The 12,340-nt window shown below is 68.0% G+C and carries 12 protein-coding genes and 1 pseudogene; 10 read left to right on the top strand and 3 right to left on the bottom strand.

Translation table 11 applies throughout. The features are described from left to right. Positions 1-27 precede the first annotated feature (27 nt). Positions 28-270: pseudogene (locus tag AVL48_RS38555) on the top strand (oxidoreductase C-terminal domain-containing protein); the annotation flags it as partial. Between the two features lie 71 nt (positions 271-341). Here AVL48_RS38555 and AVL48_RS24155 read toward each other — a convergent pair. Continuing rightward, on the bottom strand, positions 342-1,586 hold the full coding sequence (locus tag AVL48_RS24155; RefSeq protein ID WP_061989091.1) for a Bcr/CflA family multidrug efflux MFS transporter: 1,245 nt from the start codon (positions 1,584-1,586) through the stop codon (positions 342-344). Positions 1,587-1,816: 230 nt separating this feature from the next. Here AVL48_RS24155 and AVL48_RS24150 point away from each other — a divergent pair, with 230 nt between their 5' ends. The 6 genes from AVL48_RS24150 to AVL48_RS24125 are packed head-to-tail and all read left to right on the top strand — an operon-like array spanning position 1,817 to position 8,346. After that, positions 1,817-2,677 carry a fumarylacetoacetate hydrolase family protein gene (locus AVL48_RS24150; RefSeq protein WP_061989089.1) on the top strand — a complete coding sequence of 287 codons (861 nt, stop codon included), beginning with the start codon at positions 1,817-1,819 and terminating at the stop codon, positions 2,675-2,677. After that, the gene (locus AVL48_RS24145) at positions 2,677-3,981 is read left to right on the top strand and encodes an enolase C-terminal domain-like protein (RefSeq protein WP_061989087.1); all 1,305 of its coding nucleotides are present in this window, start codon (positions 2,677-2,679) and stop codon (positions 3,979-3,981) included. The genes AVL48_RS24150 and AVL48_RS24145 overlap by 1 nt, the downstream gene beginning before the upstream one ends. After that, on the top strand, positions 3,974-4,732 hold the full coding sequence (locus AVL48_RS24140; RefSeq protein ID WP_061989086.1) for an SDR family NAD(P)-dependent oxidoreductase: 759 nt from the start codon (positions 3,974-3,976) through the stop codon (positions 4,730-4,732). Before AVL48_RS24145 ends, AVL48_RS24140 begins: the two co-directional genes overlap by 8 nt. A 40-nt stretch (positions 4,733-4,772) precedes the next feature. After that, a complete protein-coding gene (locus AVL48_RS24135) occupies positions 4,773-5,816 on the top strand; it encodes a sugar ABC transporter substrate-binding protein (RefSeq protein WP_061989083.1) in 1,044 nt (347 codons plus the stop codon). Continuing rightward, positions 5,813-7,333, top strand: coding sequence for a sugar ABC transporter ATP-binding protein (locus tag AVL48_RS24130; RefSeq protein WP_061989081.1), 1,521 nt, complete (start codon positions 5,813-5,815; stop codon positions 7,331-7,333). Before AVL48_RS24135 ends, AVL48_RS24130 begins: the two co-directional genes overlap by 4 nt. Then, positions 7,330-8,346 carry an ABC transporter permease gene (locus AVL48_RS24125; RefSeq protein ID WP_061989079.1) on the top strand — a complete coding sequence of 339 codons (1,017 nt, stop codon included), beginning with the start codon at positions 7,330-7,332 and terminating at the stop codon, positions 8,344-8,346. The genes AVL48_RS24130 and AVL48_RS24125 overlap by 4 nt, the downstream gene beginning before the upstream one ends. Positions 8,347-8,446: 100 nt before the next feature. On the opposite strand, the gene AVL48_RS24120 is transcribed toward AVL48_RS24125, so the two are convergent. After that, positions 8,447-9,157 (bottom strand): FadR/GntR family transcriptional regulator, encoded by a 711-nt coding sequence (locus AVL48_RS24120; RefSeq protein WP_061989077.1) that lies wholly within the window; start codon positions 9,155-9,157, stop codon positions 8,447-8,449. 106 nt (positions 9,158-9,263) lie between these two features. On the opposite strand from AVL48_RS24120, the gene AVL48_RS24115 reads away from it, so the two are divergent. From AVL48_RS24115 to AVL48_RS24105, 3 genes are read left to right on the top strand one after another with little or no spacing between them, the layout of a single operon-like run. Next, positions 9,264-9,566: an L-rhamnose mutarotase gene (locus AVL48_RS24115; RefSeq protein WP_061989075.1), complete on the top strand. Its 303-nt coding sequence runs from the start codon at positions 9,264-9,266 to the stop codon at positions 9,564-9,566. Next, complete coding sequence (locus AVL48_RS24110) at positions 9,563-10,534, top strand: aldo/keto reductase (RefSeq protein WP_061989073.1); 972 nt, start codon at positions 9,563-9,565, stop codon at positions 10,532-10,534. The genes AVL48_RS24115 and AVL48_RS24110 overlap by 4 nt, the downstream gene beginning before the upstream one ends. Beyond that, positions 10,531-11,355: an amidohydrolase family protein gene (locus AVL48_RS24105; protein WP_061989071.1), complete on the top strand. Its 825-nt coding sequence runs from the start codon at positions 10,531-10,533 to the stop codon at positions 11,353-11,355. Before AVL48_RS24110 ends, AVL48_RS24105 begins: the two co-directional genes overlap by 4 nt. 81 nt (positions 11,356-11,436) lie before the next feature. Here AVL48_RS24105 and shbA read toward each other — a convergent pair whose 3' ends face one another. Beyond that, a complete protein-coding gene (gene shbA, locus AVL48_RS24100; RefSeq protein ID WP_061989069.1) occupies positions 11,437-12,093 on the bottom strand; it encodes an RNA polymerase sigma factor ShbA in 657 nt (218 codons plus the stop codon). Positions 12,094-12,340 lie beyond the last annotated feature (247 nt).

Raw genomic sequence — 12,340 nt, 5'->3', positions numbered from 1 at the left:
GAGGCACCCGTGTTCTGGTCGTACTGAGATCAATACGACCTGGGCTGCGAATACCGCGGCCTCGCCGATCCCGAAAGCGACGAACTCGTGGTGCGGGGCGATCTCGCGGCGCGGGACTTCACGGCGTTCTGGTTACGCGACGGGCAGGTGGCCGCCGCGATGAACGTCAACCAATGGGATGACGGGGACGCGTTGAAGGCCTTGGTCGACGGAGGCGTGACGGTGACGGCGGATCAGTTGAGGACGGCTGATCTCGCGACCCTCGTTTGACCCGCGCAATGAAGGGGCCTTTCATCGCAAATTTTGCGATGAAAGGCCCCTTCATTGCGCTCTACGAGGGCTTAAACCTCCTGAGGGACCAAAGCACGCGAAGACCGCGTCATGGTCCCGAAGGCCAGCAGCGCGAGGACGCCGAACGCCGCCATCGTGATCCCCATCGGGACCGCGGTGCCCGCACCGCCCAGCCCGACCAGCGGCGTCGCCAGCCCGCCGACGACGAACTGCAGCACCCCCAGCAACGCCGACGCCGAACCGGCGGAGCGTGCCTGTTCGGCGAGCGCCAGCGAACTCGCGTTCGGGGCCACCATGCCGATGCTCGACACCAGGACGAAGAGCGGGATCAGGAGCCCGACGAGGCTCAGGTCCAGCGCGACCGCGGCCAGCACGCCGAAACCGGCGACCGCCGCGACGACGAGGCCGACGGTCAGCAGCGTCCGTTCCGGGAATCGTCCGACGATTCGCCCGTTCAGCTGGCCGACGAGCACGATGCCGATGCCGTTCAGGCCGAAGACCAGGCTGTACGCCTGCGGGCTCAGGCCGTAGACGCCCTGCAGCGCGAAGGACGATCCGGAGATGTAGGCGAAGAGGCTGCCGAACATCAGCCCGGAGGCCAGCGCGTAACCGAGGAAACCGCGATCGCGGAGCAGGCCGGCGTAGGTCCGCATCACCGAGCCGAACCGGGCGGGCGTCCGGCGTTCCTCGGGGACGGGTTCCGGCAGCAGGAAGAACACGACGGTGAGCAGGATCGCGCCGAACACGGTCAGGCAGACGAACACCCCGCGCCACGAGGTCCAGTTCAGGATCTGGCCGCCGATGATCGGCGCCAGGATCGGCGCGAGCCCGTTGACCAGCATGAGCAGCGAGAAGAACTTCGTCATCGCGGTGCCGGAGTAGAGGTCGCGCACGGTCGCCCTGGCGATGACGATGCCGGCCGCGGCACCGAAGGCCTGGACGGCGCGGGCGGCGATGAGCAGGTCGGCGCTCGGGGCGAAGGCGCACAGCAGCGACCCGACGATGTAGAGCGCCAGACCCGCGACGAGTGGTTTGCGACGGCCGATCGCGTCGGACAGCGGTCCCAGGATCAGCTGACCGAGGGCGAGACCGATGATGAACGCGCTCAGCGTGAGCTGGACGGTCGCGTCCGCCGCGTGGAGTTCGCCCGCCATCTGCGGCAGCGCGGGCAGGTACATGTCGATGGACAGGGGCCCGAAGGCGGACAAGCCGCCGAGGATCAGGACGAACCGGGCGCGTCCGGTCGGGATCGGGCGCTCGACGGGTTCCGCCATTCGCTCGGGCGCGATGGTCATGCTCTTCCTTTCCCCAGTGATGGTTCCGCGAGGAACAACTTGCTTAGAGTAGGTAACTATTCCGGCTGTGACCCATGACACTCGAACGCCGGACGACTGATCCGATCACTTTTCCGGACAAATCCGGGCGACCTCTAGATCTTGCCGGAGGTCGTCGGGTATACATCGGATGTCTGTTCGTTGCTGTTGGAGCCGTTGATTGTTGACGGTTCGGCCGGAAGGGAAAATCCGTGCAGCTGTTGCGTCTCGGGGAGCCGGGAAGTGAGCGTCCGTTCGTACGTGCCGGGGATGGCACGCTGCGCGACCTCGCGGGTCTGACCGCCGACATCGATGGCACCTTCTTCGCGAGCGACGGCGTCGCCAGGGTTGCCGCCGCGCTCGCCGCCGGTGAGGTGCCGGAAGCCGGTGCGGAAGCGGCGCGTGCCAGGGTCGGCGCGCCGATCGCGCGGCCCGGCAAGGTCGTCTGCGTCGGTCTCAACTACCGGCAGCACGCCGAGGAGTCCGGCGCGGCCGTGCCCACCGAGCCGGTCGTCTTCATGAAGGCCTCCGACGTCGTCGTCGGCCCGGAAGACGACGTGCTCGTGCCGAAGAAGTCGACCATGACGGACTGGGAGGTCGAGCTCGGCGTCGTCATCGGCAAGACCGCGCGCTACCTCGACAGCGTCGAAGAAGCCCTTGAGTACGTCGCCGGGTACACCGTCTCGAACGACGTGTCCGAGCGCGAGTTCCAGCTCGAACGCGGCGGCACGTGGGACAAGGGCAAGTCGTGCGAGAACTTCAACCCGCTCGGCCCGTGGCTGGTCACCGCCGACGAGGTGCCCGATCCGCAGGCACTCGGCCTGCGGCTGTGGGTCAACGGCGAGAAGAAGCAGGACTCGTCCACCAAGGACATGATCTTCCCGGTCGCCGAGATCGTGCACTATCTGAGCCAGTTCATGGTGCTGCGCCCCGGCGACCTCATCAACACCGGCACTCCGCAGGGCGTCGCGCTCGGTCAGCCGGACCCGAAACCGTACCTGCGCGAGGGTGACGTCATCGAACTCGAAATCGACGGCCTCGGCCGTCAGCGCCAGAACGTGAGGCAGGCGTGATGGCGAAGATCGTCGGCATGGAGGTGCTCGACGTCCGTTTCCCCACCTCGCGGGAGCTGGACGGCTCGGACGCCATGAACCCGGACCCGGATTATTCGGCCGCGTACGTCGTGTTGCACACCGACGGCGGTCCTGACGGGTATGGCCTCGCCTTTACCATCGGTCGCGGCAACGACGTCCAGGCCGCGGCGATCCGCGCGCTGGAACCCCACGTCGTCGGCCGCGAAGTACCCACCGGCGCCGCAGGGCTCGGCGAGCTGTCCCGTGCCCTGATCGGTGACTCGCAACTGCGGTGGCTCGGCCCGGAGAAAGGGGTCGCGCATATGGCGATCGGCGCGGTGGTCAACGCCGCCTGGGATCTCGCCGCGCGCGTCGCCGGGCTCCCGGTCTGGCGGTTCGCCGCCGAGATGTCGCCGGAGGAGCTGGTCTCCCTCGTCGACTTCCGCTACCTCTCCGACGCGCTGACCGAACAGGAGGCGCTCGACATCCTCCGTGCCGCCGAACCCGGCCGCGCCGAGCGGATCGCCCGGATCGAGCGCGACGGATACCGCGCGTACAGCACGTCTCCCGGCTGGCTCGGCTACTCGGACACGAAACTCACCCGCCTCGCCGAACAGGCGGTCGCCGACGGTTTCGAGATGATCAAACTGAAGGTCGGCGGCAATCTGGAGGACGACGTCCGCCGGATGAAGCTCGCCCGCGAGACGGTCGGCCCGGACATCCGGGTCGCGGTCGACGCGAACCAGCGCTGGGACGTCGGGACCGCCGTCACCTGGATGACCGCGCTCGCGCCGTACGACCCGTACTGGATCGAGGAGCCGACCTCGCCGGACGACGTGCTCGGGCACGCCGCGATCGCCAAGGCGCTCGCCCCGATCCGCGTGGCCACCGGTGAGCACGTCCAGAACCGCGTGATCTTCAAGCAACTCCTGCAGGCTGGTGCGATCTCGGTACTGCAACTGGACGCCGCCAGGGTCGGCGGGTTCAACGAGAACCTCGCGATCCTGTTGCTGGCCGCCAAATTCGGCGTCCCGGTGTGCCCGCACGCCGGCGGGGTGGGGTTGTGCGAACTCGTGCGGCATCTGTCGATGTTCGACTTCGTGGCGGTCTCCGGTTCGGACACCGACCGGTCGATCGAATGGGTCGACCACCTCCACGAGCATTTCACCGACCCGGCCGTCGTGGCCGGTGGACGGTATCTCGCCCCGTCCGCGCCGGGCTTCTCCGCGCGGATGCACGACGCGACGCTGCGCCGGTTCACCTTCCCCGACGGTCCGGAATGGACGGAGACTGCCAGTGAGTGAGTTCGAAGGCCTCGTCGCCGCCGTCACCGGTGGCGCGTCCGGGATCGGCAGGGCCACCGCGGATCTGCTCGCCTCCCGCGGGGCGACGGTCGCGGTGCTCGACCTGAAACCGGACGACCTCACGGAAGGCCTGACCGGCTTCCGCTGTGACGTCGGTTCCGACGACGAAGTCCGCTCCGCGATCGCCGCGGTGGCCGAGCGCTTCGGCAGGTTGGACATCCTGGTCAACAACGCCGGTATCGGCGCGCAAGGCGACGTAACCGCCAACGACGACGATGAATGGCACCGGGTGCTCGACATCAACGTCGTCGGCATGGTGCGGCTGGCGCGGGCGGCGCTGCCGCATCTGAAGGACTCGCCGTCGGCCGCGATCGTCAACACCTGCTCTATCGCCGCGTGGGCGGGCCTGCCCAACCGCGCGCTGTACTCGGCCAGCAAGGGCGCGGTGCTCTCGCTGACCCTGGCGATGGCGACCGACCACCTCGCCGACAAGATCCGGGTCAACTGTGTCTGCCCCGGTACCGCGGACACGCCGTGGGTCGGCAGGCTGCTCGACTCGGCGGGTGACCCGGAGGCCGAACGGGCCGCGCTGGCCGCCCGCCAGCCGATGGGCAGACTGGTGACCGCGGACGAGGTCGCGAACGCGATCGTGTACCTCGCCAGTCCGCTGTCGGCTTCGACCACCGGCACGGCGCTCGCCGTCGACGGTGGGATGTACGGGCTCCGTCCGCGCGGTCCGGTCCAGCAGTAGCTCCCTACTCCGGTTCCCGGCTGTCATCAAGGAGGATGCGGTGCGTACGAGGGTGATCAAGGTGGCCGCCACGGCCACCGCGCTCGGGCTGGCGCTGTCGGCCTGTGGGTCCACAAAGGACAACGCTGCCGCACCGGGAGCCGGTGGAGCCCAAGGCGGCAAGGTCGGCGCGACGATCCCGTTGCTGACCTCGCCGTTCTGGCAGGCCTACAACAACTACGTGCCGGCGAAGGCCAAGGAGCAGGGCGTCGACGCGCTGCCGACGGTCAACGCGGACAGCGACTCGGCGAAACAGATCACCGACATCAACACCCTGCTCAATCAGGGCGTCAAGGGGCTCGTCGTGACGCCACTCGACTCCGCCGCCGTCGTGGCGGGCCTGAAGGCGGCGGAGAACAAGGGCGTCCCGGTGGTGGCCGTCGACGTCGCGCCGGAGAGCGGCAAGGTCGCGATGGTGGTGCGCGCGGACAACAAGGCCTATGGCACCAAGGCCTGTGAGGCGATCGGCGCGAAGGTCACGTCGGGCAAGGTCGTGCAGGTCATGGGGGATCTCGCCTCGGTCAACGGCCGCGACCGCTCCGAGGCGTTCCGGCAGTGCGTGAAAACGAAGTTCCCGGATGTCCAGGTGCTGGAGCTCGCCGCCGAGTGGAAGGCGGACAAGGCCTCGTCCGGTTTGGACAGTCTCTTGACCGCCAACCCGGACATCAAGGCCGTGTACATGCAGGCGGGCGGCGTCTACCTGGCGCCGACCCAGCAGGCCCTCAAGCGCAAGAACCTGTACTTCCCGGTCGGCGACCCGAAACATGTCGTGCTGGTCAGCAACGACGGGATCCCGCAGGAATTGGCCGCGATCCGCGCGGGCGAACTCGACGCGACGGTCTCCCAGCCCGCCGACGACTACGCCAAGTACGGCATGTACTGGGTCAAGAAGGCGATGGCGGGGGAGACCTTCAAGGCAGGTCCTACCGACCACGGCAGCACCGTCGTCGAGGTCCGGCCCGGGATACTGGAAGACCAGCTTCCCGCGCCCGTCGTCACCAAGGACAACGTGGACGACAAGGCCTTGTGGGGGAACAACCTGTGAGCGCGCTGCCCGCCGGCTCCGCCGCCGTACCGGTGGTCAGCGCACAGGGCGTCGGTAAACGCTACGGCCCGACCGTGGCGCTCTCCGACGTCAGCCTCACCGTGCGTCCCGGCGAGTCGCACGCGCTCGTCGGCCGCAACGGCGCGGGGAAATCCACGCTGGTCTCGATCCTCACCGGATTGTCCAAAACGGACACCGGGTGGGTCGAATTCGGCGGGGTCCCGGCCCCTCCTCTGTACAAACAGGACGACTGGAAACGCGCGGTCGCCTGTGTCTACCAGCACGCGATGGTCGTCCCTCAGCTGACCGTCGCGGAGAACCTGTTCCTGAACCGCCAGTCCGGGAAGGGATTCGCGATCGGCTGGCAGCGCCTGCGCCGCCAGGCGAGGGAGCTGCTCGACTCGTGGGACGTCCACGTCGACGTCGACACCCCGGCCGGTGAGCTTTCGGTGGAGGACCGGCAGTTCGTCGAGATCGCCAGGGCCCTTTCCCACGGTGCCCGGTTCATCGTGCTCGACGAGCCGACCGCGCAGCTGGACAGCCAGGCGATCGAACGGCTTTTCGAGCGGATGCGCCAGATGCAGGCGAACGGGGTGACCTTCCTGTTCATCTCGCATCACCTCCACGAGGTGTACGAGGTCTGCCAGGCGGTCACCGTGTTACGCGACGCCAAGCACATCCTCACCGCGCCGGTCTCGGAGGTCGGCCGCGCGGAGTTGATCGACGCGATGACCGGGGAGCAGGGCGGCCTTTCCGTCCGCGACGCTTCGACACGGGAGGCGCTGGATTCCGACGCGGACGAGGTGCTGGCCGTCGACGGGCTGTCCGGTGACGGGTTCACCGACGTGACCTTCCGGATCCACCGCGGCGAGGTGCTCGGGCTCGCGGGCAGCAACGCCAGCGGGAAACACCAGGTCGCCGAAACCGTGTACGGACTGCGTCCGGTGTCTTCCGGGACGATCCAGGTCGAGGGGAAGCCGTTGAAACCCGGCGACATCCCGGCCGCGATCCGCGCCGGGATCGGCTGCGTGCCGAGGGACCGGCATCAAGAAGGACTGGTCCTCGAACACTCCATCATGGACAACGCCACCCTGTCTATTTTGGACCGGATGGGCAAGGGTGGTATCGCGTCACCGAGTGCCCGGTACGAGCGGGGTTCGAAGGCGCTCGAGGACTACGACATCGTCGCGGCGGGCGCCGATCAGCCGGTGTCCGATCTTTCCGGCGGCAACCAGCAGAAGGTCGTGCTGGCCCGCGCGCTCGCCGGGGATCCCCGCGTGGTCGTGCTGATCAATCCGACCGCCGGGGTGGACGTCAAATCGAAGGAGGCCCTGCTCGCCGTCGTCGACCGGGTGCGGGCCGAGGGCAAGGCGGTGCTGATCGTCAGCGACGAGCTGGACGATCTGCGTCTGAGCGACCGGGTGCTGGTGCTGCGCGCCGGTGCCGTGGCCGCCGAACACCGGGCAGGCTGGTCCGACGGCGACCTGGTGGCCGACATCGAAGGAGTCGAACGGTGACCGAGTCGATGACCGATCCGAAGACTTCGACGCTCGCGGCGCCGCCGAAACGTCGGAAGTTCCGCTGGCTGCGGGAACTGGCCCTGGTACCGGCGCTCGTCGTGGTGCTGATCATCGGAGGACTGATCAGTGACACGTTCCTGACCTTCGGCAGCATCGTCGGCATCCTGTCCGCCTCGGCGGCGCTGTCGATGGTGGTGCTCGGCGAATCGCTGGTCCTGCTCACCGGGAAGTTCGACCTGTCGCTGGAATCCACCATGGGCATGGCGCCCGCGCTTGGCGCGATGCTGGTGATCCCGGTGGCGTCTTCGGGCTTCGGCACCGAATTCCCCGGCTTCGCCGGCATTCTCGCCGTGCTGGTGGCCGGTGCCGCCGTCGGCTTCGTCAACGGTTTCCTGATCGTCAAACTGAAGCTGAACGCCTTCATCGTCACGCTGGCGATGCTGACGGTGCTGCGCGGTACGCAGATCGGGTCCACGCAAGGGAAGACGCTGTTCGATCAGCTGGACGTGTTCACCGCGCTGGCGACGACCACGTTCATCGGGCTGCCGATGTCGGTGTGGCTGGCCGCGGCGCTGTTCGCCGTGTTCGGGCTGGGGCTGCGGTATCACCGGATCGGCCGGTCGCTCTACGCCATCGGCGGGAACCGGGCGGCCGCGCGGGCCGCGGGTATCCGCGTCGACCGGATCTCGTGGGGTGTTTTCGTGGTGGCCGGTGTGCTGGCCGCGCTCGGCGGCCTCGCGTACACCGGTTACGTCGGCGCGCTCGGCGCCGATCAGGGCGACGGATTGATCCTTCAGGTGTTCGCGGCCGCGGTGATCGGCGGTGTCTCACTGGACGGTGGGAAGGGCACCCTGGTCGGGGCGCTCACCGGCGTGCTGCTCCTGCAGACGGTCACCAACCTGCTGCAGGTCGCGCAGGTGCCGCCGGAATGGCTGAAGGCGATCTACGGCGTGATCATCCTGGTCGCGTTGATCATCTCCCGCTATGCCGGCGGGAAGGCCCAGACGTGACCCACCGATGCAATGAAGGGGCCTTTCATTGCAAATTTTGCGATGAAAGGCCCCTTCATTGCACGCCGTAGAGCTATCGGAAGCCTTGGGAGGGACTGTGTCAGGAAGCTTCGGCGGCCGCGGTGGGGTCGTCGGCGGTGCCGAGTGCGTTGCGGAGCCACTGTTCGACACCCGCCACGTGCACGGTGGCCCACGAACGCGCCAGTTCGGGTTCGCGGGCGGCGATGGCCTCGTAGATCGCCGTGTGCTGCTCGCGGGTCTTCGCGACGGCGCCCTCCTGTGTGAGCCCGCGCCAGATGCGGGCCCGCGCGGTGGGGCCCGACAGGCTGTCCAAGAGCGAACACAGCACCGGATTCCCGGAGCCGTCGGCGATCTTGCGGTGGAACTGCAGGTCGTTCGCGACCAGCGCCTCCACCGTCGGCGATTCGGCCAGCTCGTCGAGCAGGCGGCCTAGTTCCGCGATGTCCTCGTCGCTCATGTGCATCGCGGCCAGCGCCGTCGCCGCCGGTTCGAGGATCCGGCGGACGGCGAGGAAGTCCAGCACGGTGTCGTCCCGGTGGAAGTCCACCACGAACGTCATCGCGTCGAGAAGGAGATTCGGTTCGAGGCTGGTGACGTATGTCCCGTCGCCCTGGCGGACGTCGAGTACGCGGATCAGGCACAGCGCCTTCACCGCCTCGCGCAGCGAACTGCGGGACAGGCCGAGCCGCTGGGCCAGTTCGGCCTCTTTCGGCAGCCTGTCGCCGGGAGCAAGCTCACCGGAGATGATCATGCCCTTGATCTTGTCGATCGCGACATCGGTGACCGGCATCTTCCACCGCCCTCCCCGAAGACCTCGGATGTTTGTGTGTCAGTTGACAGAGTGCCATGTTCCAAGCTGAGGAGGAGCGTTGACCCACGGTGTCGCACTACAAAGGGTGGCACTCCACACCCGGTTGAAGCCGGGCAAGGAGGCCGAATACGAGTCCGTCCACGCCGTCATCCCGCCCGATCTCGACGCCGCGCTGCGGGCCGCGGGCGTGCGTTCGTGGCGGATCTGGCGAGACGGTCTCGACCTGTTCCACCTGGTGGAGGTCGAGGACTACGCGAAGATGCGCGCGATCCTGCGTGATCATCCGGCCAACGTTCCCTGGCAGGCGCGGATGGCTGAACTGCTCGACGTCGAAGACGACTACTCCGGTAACGACTCGGGTCTCGGCCTGGTTTGGGAGCTTCCGTGAAGATCTCCCTGTCCCCGCTCGGGCTCGGCTGCGCGCAGCTGGGCAATCTGTACCACGCCATCACCGACGAGACGGCCGAAGCGACCGTCCGGCGGGCATGGGACGAAGGCGTCCGCTATTTCGACACCGCCCCGCACTACGGTCTCGGCCTGTCCGAACGACGGCTGGGGGCGGCGCTCGCGGCGTACCCCCGCACGGACTACGTGGTGTCGACCAAGGTCGGCCGCGTACTGGAGCCCGATCCCGGCGGTGCTTCACGGACCGACAGCCAGGGTTTCGTCGTACCCGCGGCCTACAAACGCCGGTGGGACTTCAGCCGTGACGGGATCCTCCGGTCGCTTGAGGACAGTCTCGAACGGCTCGGGCTCGACCGGGTGGACGTCGTCTACGTGCACGATCCGGACGAACATTTCGAAGACACCGTCAACGGCGCGTTCCCCGCGCTGCTCGAACTGCGCGAGCAGGGTGTCGTCGACGCCATCGGCGCCGGGATGAACCAGGCGCCGATGCTCGCGGAGTTCGTCCGCCGCTTCGACCTCGACGTGATCCTGCTGGCCGGCCGGTACACCCTGCTCAACCAGCCCGCGCTCGACGATCTTCTGCCGCTGTGCGCGGAACGCGGGGTGGACGTGGTCGCCGGGGGAGCGTTCAACGCCGGGATCCTGGCCACGGCGTCGCCGGGAACGATGTACGACTACGCAGAGGCCCCCACCGAGCTGGTCGCGCGGGCGCAGGCCATCGCCGAAATCTGCGAGCGGCACGGCGTCGAACTCCCTCAAGCCGCTTTGGCGCTGCCCGCCGCGCATCCGGCGGTCGTGTCCGTCGTGGTCGGCGCGCACGATCCCGGTCAGGTACGGCTCAACGCCGAGCGCTTCCGGCGGCCGGTACCGCGCGAGTTGTGGACGGACCTGATCCGTGCGGGACTGTTGCGTGAGGACACCGTGCTGCGACCGGAAGGACAGTCGTGATCGACGCGCACCACCACCTCTGGGATCCCACGCGGCGGCACTATCCGTGGATGGCCGGTGCCGCCCTCGATCCGCTCCGCCGTCCGTACACAGTGGACGATCTCCGCGCGGTGACCAAGGCCGCGGGAGTGAAGGGGACCGTGCTGGTGCAGACGGTCTCCTCGGTGGAGGAGACGCGGGAATTCCTCGCGACCGCTTCCGTGGAACCCTTGATCGCCGGGGTCGTCGGCTGGGTCGATCTCACCGCCCCCGACGTCGCGGACCGCGTCGCCGCCTTTTCCGGGCCACTGGTGGGAATCCGGCATCAGGTGGAGGACGAGGCGGATCCGTCGTGGCTGACCAGGCCCGAGGTCCTGCGTGGTCTCGCCGTCCTCGGCGAGACCGGGCTGGCGTACGACCTGTTGGTGAAGCCACCCCAGCTCGCGGCCGCCCTCGCCGCGGCGAAGTCGCTGCCTGATCAGGTTTTCGTTCTCGACCACGCCGCGAAGCCCCCGATCTCCTCCGGGGAATGGCAGCCTTGGGCGGACGGGCTCGCGGCCTTGGGCGCCTTGGAGAACGTGTACTGCAAGCTCTCGGGACTGGTCACCGAGGCGGACTGGGCACAGTGGAAGGTCGGGCATCTGGCGCGCTGGACCGAGCACGTGCTGGAGTCCTTCGGCGCTTCGCGGCTGATGTTCGGCTCCGACTGGCCTGTTTGTGAACTCGCGGCCGCGTACGAGGTGGTCGTGGACACGGCGGTTTCACTGACCGGTTCGCTGAGCGACGCCGAGCGGCTGGAGTTCTTCGACGGCACCGCTCGACGGGCCTATCGGCTCACGTGAGCGGCGGGTCGGAAGTAGGAGGCGCGGGGTCCAGGCGCCGGGTAGCCGCCGATCGACGATCCGCGACAGGGGGAGGAAAGATCAGAATTCGTCGTGGTTGACCATCGTCCGCAGGCGGGCCAGTGCGCGGTGCTGCGTCACGCGCACGTTGCCGGCGGAGATTCCGAGCGCCTCGGCGGTCTCGGCGGCGGAGAGGCCGACGGCGATCCGGAGCGCGAGGATCTCCTGCTGCACTCGCGGAAGGGTGGCGAGCAGGCGGTTGAGCCGGGCACCGAGGTCCAGGTGCAGGGCGTGTGTTTCGGGCTCGTTGTCGCCGATGGGCCGTTCCGGCAGCTCCGGTACCGGTTCCGACCGGTCACGGGAGACCGCGCGGTAGGCGTCGGCGACCTTGTTGGCGGCGATCGCGTGCACGAGGTAGAGGAACGAACCACCGCGATCCTGGTAGCCCGGCAGTGCTTTCAGCACGGCCATGCACACTTCCTGCGCGACGTCGTCCGCCGACAGGTAGGACAGGTCGCGGCCGCCCATCCTGGCGCGGCAGTAGCGGACCACGACCGGGCCGATCATCCGCAGCAGGGACTGGATCGCGGCGGGATTCCCGTCGCCCGCGTCTCTGACGAGAGGATCGAGATCCTCCTTCGTCAACCGTCCGCCCGGTCGAGGCAGGTTCTCCGGTGTCGTATAGCCGGGGACCGCATCGGTGGTGACGGTTCTGGACGCGCTGGAAATCGCTTGCATGGTCGTCCTCCCCGGCCGACCCGTGACCGTCGCCGTCGAGGGGTCAACACTCCGTAACGATTGCGGGCGGCAGATGCTCCGTACGATCAGATTCATCTGCCACCGTTGCGACGCAGCGTAATCGTAGGCGCCGATCGGACGGCAGTAAAGATTTCAACTAGAGATAGCCCATTCGCCGGAGTCGGCTTAATAGAACCGAGACTCCGCGTCGCGGAAAGGACGTTCGTGATCGCTGGATGTGCCCGGC

Source organism: Amycolatopsis regifaucium (genome assembly GCF_001613935.1).
GTDB lineage: Bacteria > Actinomycetota > Actinomycetes > Mycobacteriales > Pseudonocardiaceae > Amycolatopsis > Amycolatopsis regifaucium.
This window is presented reverse-complemented; position numbering and strand designations above follow the sequence as displayed.

What these genes read in the sequence shown, in the direction of transcription:
- AVL48_RS24155 (WP_061989091.1), bottom strand. Translation starts at nt 1,586, where the DNA reads ATGACCATCGCGCCCGAGCGAATGGCGGAACCCGTCGAGCGCCCGATC.
- AVL48_RS24145 (WP_061989087.1), top strand. Translation starts at nt 2,677, where the DNA reads ATGGCGAAGATCGTCGGCATGGAGGTGCTCGACGTCCGTTTCCCCACC.
- AVL48_RS24120 (WP_061989077.1), bottom strand. Translation starts at nt 9,157, where the DNA reads ATGCCGGTCACCGATGTCGCGATCGACAAGATCAAGGGCATGATCATC.
- shbA (WP_061989069.1), bottom strand. Translation starts at nt 12,093, where the DNA reads ATGCAAGCGATTTCCAGCGCGTCCAGAACCGTCACCACCGATGCGGTC.